At 35.4% G+C, this 14250-nt stretch carries 15 protein-coding genes; 8 read left to right on the top strand and 7 right to left on the bottom strand.

Translation table 11 applies throughout. The features are described 5' to 3' along the window. Nucleotides 1-179 precede the first annotated feature (179 nt). The 8 genes from metK to BBH99_RS14440 all read left to right on the top strand — a co-directional run bounded on the left by metK (nucleotide 180) and on the right by BBH99_RS14440 (nucleotide 6937). Nucleotides 180-1460: a methionine adenosyltransferase gene (metK, locus tag BBH99_RS14475; protein WP_066697060.1), complete on the top strand. Its 1281-nt coding sequence runs from the start codon at nucleotides 180-182 to the stop codon at nucleotides 1458-1460. A gap of 86 nt (nucleotides 1461-1546) precedes the next feature. Then, entirely contained in the window at nucleotides 1547-2038 is a 492-nt protein-coding gene (locus BBH99_RS14470) for a hypothetical protein (protein WP_066697051.1), read from the top strand. A gap of 195 nt (nucleotides 2039-2233) precedes the next feature. After that, nucleotides 2234-2824, top strand: coding sequence for an RNA polymerase sigma factor (locus tag BBH99_RS14465; protein ID WP_066697130.1), 591 nt, complete (start codon nucleotides 2234-2236; stop codon nucleotides 2822-2824). 203 nt (nucleotides 2825-3027) lie between these two features. After that, complete coding sequence (locus tag BBH99_RS14460) at nucleotides 3028-3723, top strand: YjjG family noncanonical pyrimidine nucleotidase (RefSeq protein WP_066697049.1); 696 nt, start codon at nucleotides 3028-3030, stop codon at nucleotides 3721-3723. Nucleotides 3724-4095: 372 nt separating this feature from the next. Then, complete coding sequence (locus BBH99_RS14455) at nucleotides 4096-4545, top strand: PepSY-like domain-containing protein (RefSeq protein WP_066697127.1); 450 nt, start codon at nucleotides 4096-4098, stop codon at nucleotides 4543-4545. A 34-nt stretch (nucleotides 4546-4579) separates the two neighbouring features. Continuing rightward, the gene (locus BBH99_RS14450; RefSeq protein WP_066697047.1) at nucleotides 4580-4786 is read left to right on the top strand and encodes a hypothetical protein; all 207 of its coding nucleotides are present in this window, start codon (nucleotides 4580-4582) and stop codon (nucleotides 4784-4786) included. 193 nt (nucleotides 4787-4979) lie between these two features. Then, nucleotides 4980-5651 carry a response regulator transcription factor gene (locus BBH99_RS14445; protein ID WP_066697045.1) on the top strand — a complete coding sequence of 224 codons (672 nt, stop codon included), beginning with the start codon at nucleotides 4980-4982 and terminating at the stop codon, nucleotides 5649-5651. Beyond that, on the top strand, nucleotides 5651-6937 hold the full coding sequence (locus tag BBH99_RS14440; protein ID WP_066697043.1) for a sensor histidine kinase: 1287 nt from the start codon (nucleotides 5651-5653) through the stop codon (nucleotides 6935-6937). Before BBH99_RS14445 ends, BBH99_RS14440 begins: the two co-directional genes overlap by 1 nt. 56 nt (nucleotides 6938-6993) lie before the next feature. Here BBH99_RS14440 and trpS read toward each other — a convergent pair whose 3' ends face one another. The 7 genes from trpS to ileS all read right to left on the bottom strand — a co-directional run bounded on the left by trpS (nucleotide 6994) and on the right by ileS (nucleotide 13918). Further along, the gene (gene trpS / locus BBH99_RS14435; protein WP_066697041.1) at nucleotides 6994-7962 is read right to left on the bottom strand and encodes a tryptophan--tRNA ligase; all 969 of its coding nucleotides are present in this window, start codon (nucleotides 7960-7962) and stop codon (nucleotides 6994-6996) included. A 285-nt stretch (nucleotides 7963-8247) separates the two neighbouring features. Continuing rightward, entirely contained in the window at nucleotides 8248-8892 is a 645-nt protein-coding gene (locus BBH99_RS14430; protein ID WP_066697040.1) for a SanA/YdcF family protein, read from the bottom strand. Between the two features lie 14 nt (nucleotides 8893-8906). After that, nucleotides 8907-9548, bottom strand: a complete 642-nt coding sequence (locus BBH99_RS14425) for a lipoprotein signal peptidase (RefSeq protein ID WP_066697038.1) — start codon at nucleotides 9546-9548, stop codon at nucleotides 8907-8909. Further along, a complete protein-coding gene (locus BBH99_RS14420) occupies nucleotides 9548-9742 on the bottom strand; it encodes a DUF2683 family protein (protein ID WP_065396454.1) in 195 nt (64 codons plus the stop codon). The genes BBH99_RS14425 and BBH99_RS14420 overlap by 1 nt, the downstream gene beginning before the upstream one ends. 17 nt (nucleotides 9743-9759) lie before the next feature. Next, nucleotides 9760-10005, bottom strand: coding sequence for a DUF6576 domain-containing protein (locus BBH99_RS14415; protein WP_066697036.1), 246 nt, complete (start codon nucleotides 10003-10005; stop codon nucleotides 9760-9762). Between the two features lie 78 nt (nucleotides 10006-10083). Beyond that, a complete protein-coding gene (locus BBH99_RS14410) occupies nucleotides 10084-10464 on the bottom strand; it encodes a TraR/DksA family transcriptional regulator (RefSeq protein WP_045501318.1) in 381 nt (126 codons plus the stop codon). A 58-nt stretch (nucleotides 10465-10522) separates the two neighbouring features. Next, nucleotides 10523-13918: an isoleucine--tRNA ligase gene (gene ileS / locus BBH99_RS14405; RefSeq protein ID WP_066697034.1), complete on the bottom strand. Its 3396-nt coding sequence runs from the start codon at nucleotides 13916-13918 to the stop codon at nucleotides 10523-10525. Between the last annotated feature and the right edge of the window lie 332 nt (nucleotides 13919-14250).

Below are 14250 nucleotides of genomic sequence, written 5' to 3'. Positions count from 1 at the left end.
AAAAATTTTGAGTATTACGAAAATAGTGCTTAAATTTGCTGACGTTTATTAACGAGGAAAAATTTGACCTGATTGCAACCTCTATAAAAAAATGCTAAAACAGTATTCTTTTTTCTGGGCAATTGTTATTCTTATTTTTCTTCAACACAATTTTTTAATCTAAAAAAACAAAGAATAATATGTCTTATTTATTTACATCTGAATCAGTTTCAGAAGGACATCCGGATAAAATTGCCGACCAAATCTCCGATGCATTAATCGATCATTTCTTAGCATACGATAAAAGTTCAAAAGTAGCATGTGAAACTCTTGTAACTACCGGGCAGGTAGTATTGGCAGGAGAAGTAAAATCTGATGCTTACCTTGACGTTCAGACGATTGCCAGAGAAGTAATCAACGGAATTGGGTATACAAAAGGTGAATATATGTTCAATGGAGATTCTTGTGGAGTTATCTCTGCGATCCATGAGCAGTCGCCGGATATCAACCAGGGTGTTGACAGAGCAGTAAATGATGAGTCATTTGAAGCAAAAGCAAACGCTCAGGGAGCTGGTGACCAGGGAATGATGTTCGGATATGCTACCAATGAAACGGCTAACTATATGCCTCTTGCTTTGGATCTGGCGCACACAATCCTTAAGGAACTTTCTGCAATCAGAAGAGAAAATAAAGAGATCACTTACTTACGCCCTGATGCAAAAAGCCAGGTAACAATTGAGTATTCAGATGATCACAAGCCAATCAGAATTGATTCTATCGTGGTTTCTACTCAGCACGACGACTTCGGAACAGAAGAGGAAATGTTGAATAAGATCCGTGAAGATATCAAGAATATTCTTGTTCCAAGAGTAGTAGCTCAGCAGACTGAAGAGATCAAAGCTTTATTCAATGATCAGATCAAATATCACATCAACCCTACCGGTAAATTCGTAATCGGTGGTCCTCACGGCGATACCGGTCTTACAGGTAGAAAAATCATCGTTGATACTTATGGTGGTAAAGGAGCTCACGGTGGTGGTGCTTTCTCTGGAAAAGACCCTTCAAAAGTAGACAGAAGTGCGGCATATGCAACAAGACATATCGCTAAAAACCTTGTAGCAGCTGGAGTTGCAGACGAAGTTTTAGTACAGGTTTCTTACGCAATTGGAGTAGCAGAACCTTGTGGTTTATACATCAATACCTATGGAACTGCAAAAGTGGATCTTCATGATGGAGAAATTGCTAAAAAAGTATCTACGATCTTTGATTTAAGACCTTACGCTATTGAGCAGAACTTAAAATTAAGAAATCCTATTTATCAGGAAACTGCTTCTTACGGACACATGGGTAAAGAGCATTATGTTGCTGATAAAACATTCAATAAAGGTCAGAAAAACCAAATTACATTAGAAGGTCTTGAGTTCTTTACTTGGGAAAAACTGGACAAAGTAGATGAAATTAAAGCTGCTTTCGGTATTTAATTTTTGGTCTAAACTGAAATATTATGAACTGCTTTACCTTCCGGTAAGGCAGTTTTTTTTAATTTTACACCTTAATAAATTGAAAGATGATGAATTTTCGAACTGCAGTTGCCATTCTATCCCTGTTTTTACTAAGCACAGTGGTAAAAGCCCAGTATACCATGCATAAAATGATCAGTGTGGGCTATACCTACCAGAATCAGAGCTTTGGAGAAGTAGGAGGAAAGCTGCTTTTCCTTAAAAATGATGATGTTATTTACAGATTGGGTGGTTCTGCCTTAATGGGCGTAGCAAACTCAAAATTTGCCATTATGCCGAAACTGCAGGCAGATGTTTTACTTAATTTTGAAAAGAATGTGGATTTTTACCATTCATATTACTTTTTAGTAGGAGCGGAAGGAACCAATAAATATATTGCTCCGAAAATAGGCGTTACCTTATTTGGGATGCTGGACCTTACAGGAGGCTATGCTTTTCCTATCGGAGATACGCGATTAAACGGAAAAGAGATGAAAGGACTGAATGTTAATTTTACATTAAATATCCCTACAGTATTCATTCATGATATGTTTAAGTGATTTTTTTTAAATTTTTATAGCGAAAATTTAATAATTGCTTAACAGTTATTAAAAAATTATTATATTTACGCCATAATATAATTGTACCGCCTATCGAAGAGACTTTACTCTGTAGAATTGTTTTGTATATACAGCAAAAACCAGATATTTTATCTGGGCGATAGCTGGGCTGCAAATGTTATATTGAGAAGAGTTATGAAATCAAAATCGGATAGTTTATTAATTTCGCTTTACCAGAAAGGTGATGAGGGTGCTTTATCAACCCTTATTCATCGCCATCAGAGAGAACTGTTTACATTCATTTTTTACAAAATTAATGATGAAGATTTAGCTAATGATATTTTTCAGGATACATTTATGAAAATCATTGTGATGCTAAAAGAGGGCCGTTACAACGAAGAGGGTAAATTTATCCTTTGGGCCAAAAGAATCTCCCACAACCTTATCATTGATCATTTCAGAGCAAAATCCAAGAATATTAAAGTTTCAGAGACTACTTTTGAAACAGATGAATATTCTATTTTTGACTTGATCAGAGAACCTTCTGAGAATATTGAAGATCAGCTGGTGACCAATCAGATTCAGGAGGATCTGTTGAAAATGCTGCAATTTCTTCCTTTAAATCAGCAGGAAGTGATAAAATTAAGATTTTTCGACGGGTTAAGTTTTAAAGAAATCGCAGATCATACCGATATGAGTATTAATACCACGTTAGGAAGGGTAAGATATGCATTGATAAACCTGAGAAAAATCATGGATGAAAATAATATAATATTAACCAGATAGATAATATTTTATAAAATTTCACGTTTTTAAGGAAAACATACTTCGCTTATGAAAAAAAATGACTCCTTAAAAGTGAAAACTTTGAAACCTAAAAAACAAACCATCGATTTTCTGCTCAATTTTTCTAAAAGTCTTGAAATTGTGAAAAGCAAGAGCAAGAATTATCCTGTTACAAAAAATTAAAATTATTAACTTTGTGCTGTATGAAAATGCAGCACGTTTTTTTTGACCTGGACAATACGCTCTGGGATCATCGTAGAAATGCCTATCTAACCATCAAAGAACTTTTTGAAAAGCAGGAAATTAATTCAAAGTATGATATTGACTTTGAGGAGTTTCATGCAGTTTACCATGATATCAACGAAGAATTATGGGAAAAAATAAGAGATGGAATAATAGGCAAAGAGTATTTGAGAGAACACCGTTTTTATGACTCCTTCATGCATTTTGGAGTGGATAATAAAGAACTTACCCTTTATTTTGAAGAGAACTTTCTTGATAATATTGTCAGTCATAATGAATTGGTAGATGGGGCAGAAGACGTCCTTGAATATCTGAAGTCGAAAAATTATACACTTCATATTATTTCCAATGGTTTTCAGGAAGTAACGGAAAGAAAATGTACCTTATCCGGAATTGCTCCTTATTTTGAAACCATTACCAGTGCAGATGCCGTAGGAGTGAGAAAGCCGGATCCTAAAATTTTTGAGTATTCCCTCGGGCTTTCTGAAGCGAAGAAAGAAGAAAGCATTATGATTGGTGATGATTGGATTGCTGATGCTCTGGGAGGAAGAGATTTCGGAATGGAGGCCATCTTCTTTGATGTATACAAGGAAGACAAAAAAGCAGATGGATTAAAAGCTATTACCCATCTTCAACAGATTAAGGAATACCTATAATCTTTATATTGTAAGGCTGGAATAAGCTTTTAAATATATTTTTTGAACCATTAAGGCTGTTAAGCTATTAAGAAGATCAAGATAACTGTCATTGCGAGTCGAAGGCGAAGCAATCTCAGCAAAACAACACTTAATTCTCTTAATATCTTATCTCTACCTTAATGGTTTATTTTTTTAGGATTGATAAAAGATTTTCTTTGTTTTCAAGCATCTGTGTCAATCTGAAAGATCTGTGGTAAAATATTAAATACTATAATACTCTCCAAAGACTTTATTTTATCTCCTTTATTTTTACATTTTAAGTTTTTCCCAATTCTTTCCTAATTTGAGTTGCAACTTTGCTCCATAATAATGACAGAAAAATTGAATATTATGAAAAATGTAAAGAAAATCACAGGCGTATTTATTTTAATTTTCTTATTGATCGGAGGCTTTGTTTCAGCACAGGACAGAGCTATTAATCCTAATCATTTACCTAAGGCTGCTAAAACCTTTCTTGCAGGGCACTTTAAAGGTATTTCGGTATCATCTGCCATTGAAGACAGAGAAATCTATGGTGTTGATGAATATAAAGTGTACCTGAATAACGGGATGAAAATGGAGTTTGATAGTAATGGAAACTGGAAAGAAGTAGATGGTAAGCACCAAAAAATCCCTTACGGGTTTATTCCTGTCTCCATAAAAAATTACAGCAGCAGAAACTTTCCGAATACCTATATTGTCAAAATAGAAAAAAAGAGATGGTCTTATAAAGCGGAATTGTCCAATGGACTGGAACTGGAGTTCGACCGAAACGGAAATTTTAAAAAGATAGATGATTAACTGTATTAAGAATTAACAATAAAATTTTAAGATTATGGTAAACTGGAGTTTAATAAACAGTGATGGAAGAAAAGCTTCTTCCGCTAAGATTAGAAAAAGTATTGTGTCTTTTATGACCAGGCACCATCCGTGCAGTGTGATAGATTCTATTGAGAAAAAATATAACGCTTATAAAATTAGCCTGATGAATGGTTTATGCCTGATCTTTGATGCAGATGGGCACTACATAAAAACGAATTAATGTCTCATGAAAGAAAGTTGGAGAGAAGGAGATAAAGGGTATGTATACATTATTGATTTACTTTGTATCATTTATCAAATGGTTCTTATTCTGACCTTATTTGGATATTGATTAACCCTTGGTTCCTATAATTTCCCTTATTATTCCTTTGTAATTTTATATATTTGATTAAGTTATCCAAGCAGTAGAGCCTATGAAGATTTTAATAGTAGAAGATGAACCGGATTTAAGGGATACTGTACAGAAGTTTCTGGAAGCAGAACATTTCATTGTAGAATATGCAGAAAATTACAATGCCGGGCTGGAAAAGATTATTTCCTATGAATATGACTGTATTCTTCTGGATATTATGCTGCCAGATGGTAATGGGATAGAACTTTTGCGGGAAATTAAAAAAATGCATAAAAAAGATCCTGTAATCATTCTTTCTGCCAAAGATTCAGTGGATGATAAGGTAACAGGGCTTGAAATAGGCGCTGATGATTATCTGGCGAAACCATTTCACCTTGCAGAACTGATGGCAAGAATCCGGTCTGTGATAAGAAGGAAAAATCAGGATGGAGAGAATATCATCAGATATAAAAACATCAGTATTGATCCTGAAAGTAGAATTGTAAAGGTTGGAAATGAAGAACTGGTGCTTAACCGTAAAGAATATGATCTTTTGTACTACTTTGTGATTCATCCGGAAAAAACATTGCAGAAAACCACCCTTGCAGAAGCCATCTGGGGAGATTATATCGATCAGGCAGACAGTCTTGATTTTATTTATTCACAAATTAAAAATCTTCGTAAAAAGCTGAAAATGCTCAATGCAGAAGCTGATTTTCAGGCTGTATACGGAATAGGATATAAATTCGTCTGATGAAGGTTTCATTAAAATATTACACGATAAAATACCTGATCATGATCCTGCTGCTGATTATAGCAGTCTGGGCCGGGCTTTTTTACGCTTATATTCTGGATGAGGTTCATGATAATGTAGATGATGGATTGAAAGACAGGAAAATACAGATTATCAAAGCGGTCTATCTTAATCCTCAGCTGCTGAAGAATAATGATTTCGGATTCAATGAATTTAAGATTATACCAATCACTGCGGCAGAATACAAAAACAAAAGCAGGCTCTATAATAAGATGTATTATATGGAGTATGACGATAAAGACCAGCCTTACCGTGTATTGGAAGCCGATTTTATAGACCAGTATAAAAACCATCAGAGACTTGTCATCAGAACCTCAACAGTGGAAGAAGATGAGTTAATTTATGACCTTACCACAGCTTTGATTGTTCTTTATATTCTTTTGGTAATAAGCATAGTTGCAGTTAATGGTTATCTTTTGAACAAAGCAATGCGGCCATTCTATCAGATTCTTGATAAGTTGAAAAAATATCAGTTTGGAATTCCTTTTTCGCAAACAGAGCAGAGTTATTCCATTAAAGAATTTGAAGAGCTGAATATTGAAATTAATGAGATGATTGACCGTAATGAACTTGTTTTCTACCAGCAGAAACAGTTTATCGAAAATGCTTCTCATGAGCTTCAGACACCGTTGGCAATCGTTATTAATAAAATAGATCTTCTGATTCAGAATGAGAATCTTGATAGGAAGAACCTGACTTTTCTTACGGAAGTTAAAAACGACCTGAGAAGAATGGTTGGATTGAATAAATCACTGTTAATGCTTTCTAAGATTGAAAACAGCCAGTTTAATACAATCTCAGAGGTTGATTTCAATGCCATGGTTAATAATCTTGTACAGAATTATGAAGATTTTATTGCCTTTAAAAACGTAGAGGTTAATATTATTGAAAAAGGGATTTTTAGAGTCGGATTTAGCCCGGATCTTGCAGATATTTTATTGTCTAATCTGCTTAAAAATGCCATTAAATACAATAACGAGGAAGGAACTCTGAATATTTTTATTGAAAACAACAGAATTATCTTTCAAAATAGCGGAGCCCAGATTCCGTTGGACAAATCCAGAATTTTTAACCGTTTTTATAAGCAGAGTTCGGACCATACTTCTACAGGTTTAGGATTATCTATTATTAAAACGATCATCAAGCAATATCCGGGCTGGGACATCACTTATGAGTTTGAAGATCAGATGCATTATTTCATTCTTACCAAAAATAAAATATCATAAAAAACCGGCTGGCTCAATTCTGAGCCAGCCGGTTTTCTTATATCTCAAGTTTAGAATTAATATCCTAAGCTTGTTCTTACTCTTTTTAGTGTTTCCAGCGCAACAGGTCTTGTTTTTGCAGCACCTTCCTGAAGCTTAGCTTCCAGTTCATCTAGATTGTTCATATAATAATTAAAGATCTCTCTTTCTTTCTCAAAACGAACTAAAATAAGGTCTAACAGATCCTTTTTAGCATGGCCGTATCCGAAGTTGCCTGCCAGATATTTAGCTCTCAATTCCTCAGTCTGCTCAGGCGTAGCAATCAATTCATAAATCTGGAATGTCTTATCTGTTTCAGGATCTTTAGGCTCTTCTAAAGACTTGGAATCAGACTCAATGCTCATTACCTGTTTCTTTAATTCTTTCTCTGGTAAGAAGATATTGATGATATTTCCTCTGGATTTAGACATTTTTTGCCCGTCTGTTCCAGGAACATATTTGGTGTCTTCCTGAAGTTCAGATTGCGGCAATACAAAAACTTCACCCATCTGATTGTTGAATCTTGAAGCAACGTCTCTTGCAATTTCCAGATGCTGAAGCTGATCTTTCCCCACAGGAACAATCTCTGCATCATATAATAGAATATCAGCAGCCATTAGAATTGGGTAAGTAAACAGACCTGCATTTACATCCTGAAGTCTGTCCGCCTTATCCTTAAATGAATGCGCCAATGTTAATCTTTGATAAGGAAAAAAACATGATAAATGCCAAGATAGTTCACAGGTTTCAGCGATATCACTTTGTCTGTAGAAAAATGTTTTTTCGGTATCTAATCCACAAGCAAGCCAAGCCGCAGCAATCTCGTAGGTATTCTGTCTTAAAGTTTGCGCATCTTTAATCTGGGTAAGCGTATGAAGATTCGCAATAAATAAAAATGATTCATTTCCTTCCTGCTTAGAAAGTTCGATAGCAGGAATAATAGCCCCTAATAAATTTCCAAGATGGGGTGTTCCGGTGGCTTGAATGCCGGTAAGAATTCTTGACATTTGTTTAAAATTTATATTTAAAAATTAATGAATTGCAAATTTACGAGGTTTAAAGGGAATAATGAATGAAAAGATCAAAAGATTTACTCCTTAAATATCTACAATTCATTTCCTGTGCTCATATCAACATCAATAAAGGTGGGCTTTAGCCCGCCTTATAATAAAAGGAATAATTTCATTGGCTTTAGCCAAAACTTAAAATATAATCTCTTGCAGATTAAACAGATTTAGCAGATTTTATCCATAATTATCTGTGAAAATCTGAGCAATCTGTGGTTAAAAATATTAAGGAATGACAATCTTCTCACCACCGAATTTAGGTTCCACTCCAAAAATCAGATCCCAATATACCTTCGCTTTGGCTAGATATTCCCTTAAATTGGTCTTTAACCCTGCATATTTATTCACATCTTCTGCATTATATCCGAAGGCCTGTATTCCGTTTTTCTGAGCAAGGAAGACTGCTCTTTCATTGTGGAACTTCTGAGAAATAATAGTAAGCTTAGTTTGCCCGAAAATATCCTTCGCTCTCACAACAGAATCCAAGGTACGAAATCCTGCATGGTCCAGGATAATTTTGTCCTGTGGAATGCCTTGTTGAACCAATGCGAACTGCATATCTTCCGGTTCATTATAGTCTTTGCTGCTGTTGTCGCCACTTACAATGATATATTGAACTTTTCCGCTTTTATATAAATCTGTAGCTGCTTTGATCCTGTTGTAGAAATAGGCATTTGGCATTCCGTTGCTTAATGTTTTTCCTGTTCCCAGGAGTAAGGCTGTTTTTGCTTCCGGCACATCAGCAATATGGTAAGATACAAATGCTGCACTTTCCTTTTTAATGCTGTAATTTGCCCAGGTAATAAAAATAATTCCTGCAACCAGAAGAAGCAGGAAAAATTTAAAAATATTTTTGATTGTTTTTCTCATTAGAAATACATCTGTTAGAATTCAAGTCCGTTAGGGAAAGCTTTTTTTCTGAAGATTAATAAGAAAGCTGCACCTACAGTAATCGCTGAATCAGCAACATTGAAAATATATTTAAAGAATTCAATATGTTTTCCGCCTATGATAGGCCAGCTGTCAGGTACATACCAGTCTACAATCGGGAAATGAAGCATATCCACAACACATCCTTTCATAAAAGTAGAATACCCATGTCCAAAAGGAACAAACTTGGAAACTCCGCCATAGCCAATCCATCGGTCAGTGCTGGCGTCATATACCGTTCCGCTGTCAAAGATCATTCCGTAGAACATGCCATCAATAAGGTTTCCGATAGCGCCTGCAAAGATGATGGCCATTGGAACTAAAAGATAATTGGATGCTCCTTCTTTCAGCCATTTTTTAAACATATAAACCATTCCTCCGATCAGGAAAACTCTTAGAATAACAAGGAAATATTTTCCAATAATTCCACCGAAATGAAATCCGTAAGCCATTCCTGGGTTTTCAACAAAGGTTTTATTAAAGAATCCTTCTATAACGGGAACGCTTTCATTCAGTTCAAAATGGGTTTTAATGTAAATTTTTGAAGCCTGGTCTATCAATAATACCAAAAATGTGATAGCTAAGATCTTTTTCATTACTGTCCTTTAGGTTTTGAAGGTTTTGCAGCTGGTTTTACATTTTTATTATCGCTCGCTTTTTTAACCACTTTTTGTCCGTTATATGAACTTTTCACATGAGCTTTCTCAAATTTAATGTTCATTTCTTTCAAAACGCTTTTTAATGCGCTTAGTTCCATAGAATTTTTAGGATGTACTATGATTGATTCCATTTCTTAGTATTTAAATTTTACATTTTAGACAATTCATCAAGTCTTTTCCGGTCTTTTGCGGAAAGGTCATTGATTCCGTTTTTGCCTATTTTACTCAACAATCTGTCTATTTCTTTTTCCCTCTCGCGTTTATCAGAATTAAACTGGTCATCAATGGTGTAGTTAGTATGCTTTTTAGGAAAGAATCTGTTTTTGATCCATTCTCTGTTGAAAAAAGCAAGCACTGCTGTCACAATGATTATCAAAATCAACACTTCGCTCATAGGTATACATTAAAAATTAGGTTTATAAAGTATCCGGAGATACAATATAAACCCAATATTATTTTACAAACCTTACGGCTATTTTTGCATGTTTTTCGCTTCGATGCTTAAGGTAGCATGAGGAACGGCTAAAAGTCTTTCCTTAGGAATTAATTTCCCTGTTACTCTACAAACACCGTAAGTCTTGTTTTCGATTCTGATTAAAGCATTCTTCAGATCACGGACGAATTTTTCCTGTCTTCCTGCAAGAATAGAGTTCTGCTCTTTGCTCAAAGTTTCTGCACCTTCCTCAAATGCTTTGAATGTAGGTGAAGTATCATCAGTTCCGTTATTCTGGTCATTGATGAAACTTTCTCTGATAAGCTGAAGATCTTTCTCTGCCTTTTCTATTTTTTCTTTTATGATCGCTCTAAATTCCTGTAAATCAGCATCGCTGTATCTAACTCTTTCGTCTGACATATTCTTTCTCTTTTTTAATAAAATTATGAAATGGAATTTGAAATACAATAACTACATGTTAATTTTTTTCGATATTTATCTTAAAATTAACCTCATCTATTTCGATTTCGTTAAAATTTAAAAGTGAAGATACAATTTCTATTTTATTTGACAAGACTTCAGAAGAAATATATTCCTCATTTTTCTTAATATCTTCAATGAATGGTGAGTTGTCTTCAATGAAGATATTGATCCTGTCTGTAAGCTCGAAATCTTTCTCTTTTCTCAGGTTCTGAATTCTGTTGATGAATTCCCTTGCGATTCCTTCAGATTTTAACTCATCGGTTAACGTCAAATCTAATGCCACAGTTGTTTTACCATCGGAAGTTACAGTCCATCCAGGGATGTCTTTTGTAGAGATTTCCACATCGTCAAGTGTGATCTCATAGCCCTGAACATCAAGTTTTCCTGTTTTTTCAAGAGCGGCAATCTGTTCTGTGGTAAGATTAGCAATCTCAGCACCAACTACCTTCATGTCTTTTCCTAATTTAGGACCAAGAGCTTTGAAGTTTGGTTTTATCTGCTTTACAATTAAATGTGATGCTTCTTCAGCATTAATTAACTGTAATTCTTTTACGTTTACTTCCTGTTTGATAAGATCTGCCACAGCAAGAATCTGCTCTTCTGTTTTAGCATCCAATACAGGAATCAATACTTTCTGTAAAGGCTGGCGAACTTTCACATTCTCTTTCTTTCTTAAAGAGAAAACCATACTTGTGATGTTCTGAGCTAAGTGAGTTTTTTCAACCAGATCCTGATCAATTAAGCTCTCATTTGCAACCGGGAAGTCTGTTAAGTGTACAGATTCACAGTTTTCTTTTCCTGTTACTTTATTTAAATCCTGATATAACTGATCCATGAAGAACGGAGCAATAGGAGCCGATAATTTAGCTACTACCTCAAGACAAGTATATAAAGTCTGGTAAGCAGAGATTTTATCATCAGAATAATCTCCTTTCCAGAAACGTCTTCTACACAATCTTACATACCAGTTACTCAAGTTATCATTTACAAATGTGCTGATGGCTCTTGCTACTCTTGTTGGTTCGTAATCTTCATAGAATGCTTTTACTTCCTTGATCAATAAGTTCAATTCAGAAAGAATCCATCTGTCGATTTCAGGACGGTTTTCCACTTCTTTTTCTGAATAGTTGAATCCATCAACATTCGCATATAAAGCAAAGAATGAATACGTATTGTAAAGCGTTCCGAAGAACTTTCTTCTTACTTCGTCGATTCCTTCAATATCAAACTTCAGGTTTTCCCAAGGGTTTGCATTGGAGATCATGTACCAACGCGTAGCATCCGGTCCGTATACAGCAAGTGTTTCAAACGGATCTACCGCATTTCCTAAACGTTTTGACATTTTCTGTCCGTTTTTATCCAGAACAAGACCGTTACTCATTACATTTTTATAAGCAACAGAGTCAAAAACAGCAGTTCCGATCGCATGAAGCGTATAGAACCATCCACGAGTCTGGTCAACACCTTCTGCGATGAAATCAGCAGGGAAAGCTTTGTTATTATCTATCAATTCTTTATTCTCGAAAGGATAGTGCAACTGTGCATATGGCATAGAACCTGAATCAAACCAAACGTCGATCAAGTCGCTTTCACGTTTCATTGCTTTTCCTGAATCGGAAACCAATACTACTTTATCCACTACATTTTTATGAAGATCAACCAATTCATAATTAGATTCAGACATATTTCCAACTTCAAAACCTTTGAATGGGTTTTCAGTCATAAATCCTGCAGCAATTGATTTTTCAATCTCATTATAAAGTTCTTCTACAGAACCGATGATCTTTTCTTCTTTCAGGTCATCTGTTCTCCAGATTGGCAATGGAATCCCCCAGTATCTTGAACGGGATAAGTTCCAGTCGTTTACATTTTCTAACCAGTTAGCAAAACGTCCTTCTCCGGTAGCTTTGGGTTTCCAGTTGATTTCTTTGTTCAGGTTAACCAATCTGTCTTTTACAGCGGTCATCTTCACAAACCATGAATCCAACGGATAGTACAATACCGGCTTGTCAGTTCTCCAGCAGTGTGGATAGGAGTGAACATATTTCTCTACTTTGAAGGCTTTGTTCTCTGTTTTTAACAAGATCGCCAATTCTACGTCCCAAGATTTCTCAGGGGCAGTTCCTTCATCGTAATATTCATTTTTGATATATTTTCCTGAGAAAACTTCAGGAACATTCTCGCCCTGGATAAATTTACCCTGTAAATCTACCAATGGAACAAGATTGTCATTGTCATCCTTTACCAACATCGGCGGGATCTCCGGCTGAGCCATTTTAGCAACTCTCGCATCATCAGCACCAAAAGTAGGAGCGGTGTGTACGATACCTGTACCATCCTCAGTGGTTACGAAATCACCTAAGATTACTCTGAAAGCATTTTCAGGGTTATCGTTTGGCGTAAACCAAGGAACTAATTGCTCGTATCTTGTATCCACAAGCTTTTCTCCGGTGAACTCTTTTAAAATTCTGAAAGGAATTACTTTCGTTTCCGGAGTATAGTTGGCAAAATCTTCGTCTGTACCTTCAGCATATTTCTTACCGAATACTTTAGGTAAAAGAACGCTGGATAATACAACGGTTACCGGCTCAAATGTATATTGGTTGAATGTTTTAACAACAACATATTCAATATCTCTACCAACTGTTAATGCGGTGTTGGATGGCAACGTCCAAGGAGTAGTCGTCCATGCAAGGATGTGTACATCTCCATCAACATCGTTGAACAAAGCAGATGAATCTTTCTTTACTTTAAACTGAGCTACAACCGTAGTATCTGAAACATCACGATACGTTCCAGGCTGGTTTAGTTCGTGAGAAGAAAGCCCTGTTCCTGCTTTTGGAGAGTAAGGTTGGATTGTGTATCCTTTATACAACAAACTTTTGTCGTATAACTGCTTCAACAACCACCAAACAGTTTCCATATATTTCGACTTGTACGTAATGTACGGATCATCAAGGTCTACCCAATATCCGATTTTCTCTGTAAGGTTATTCCATACATCGGTATAACGCATTACAGCTTCACGACAAGCTTTATTATAATCTTCAATAGAGATTTTTTTGCCAATATCTTCTTTTGTAATTCCTAATTCTTTTTCTACACCCAGTTCCACAGGAAGACCATGCGTATCCCAGCCAGCTTTACGGAAAACCTGCTTTCCGTTTTGAGTCTGGTAACGGCAGAAAATATCCTTCAATGCTCTTGCCATTACGTGGTGAATTCCAGGCATACCGTTTGCTGAAGGCGGACCTTCATAAAAAACAAACTCAGGATTTCCCTGACGAATCTCAACACTTTTATTGAAAGTTTTATTTTGTTTCCAAAATTCCGCTACATTCTCTGCTACGTCAATAAGGTTGAGGCTTTTGTATTCTTTAAATTGGCTCATTGTAAATATCTCAATTCGTTGATTAATTAAGTCTGCAAATTTAGTGAATTTTGTCGGTTTATAAGATATGTTTTCTGTAGGTAATTTCTATTAAAAACTTCAATCTCAGAAATATAAATGAAAAGAGGGATAAAAAGTGAATGATGAATGGTAAATAAGCGGATTTTCAGCTTTGTTTTTATGCAGGTTTTGAAGTTGTTTTTATTCAATAGAAGCGGGCTTTAGCCCGCGAAAAAAATAAAACACGATCCATTGGCTTTAGCCAAAATCTAAATATAATCTCTCGCAAATCAGGCAGATTTCGCAGATTGACGATCATCATCTGTGAAAAT

The sequence above is a fragment of the Chryseobacterium contaminans genome (genome assembly GCF_001684955.1).
Taxonomy (GTDB): Bacteria; Bacteroidota; Bacteroidia; order Flavobacteriales; family Weeksellaceae; genus Chryseobacterium; species Chryseobacterium contaminans.
Note: the sequence above shows the minus strand (reverse complement) of the source record. Positions and strands in the feature narration are given on the sequence as shown.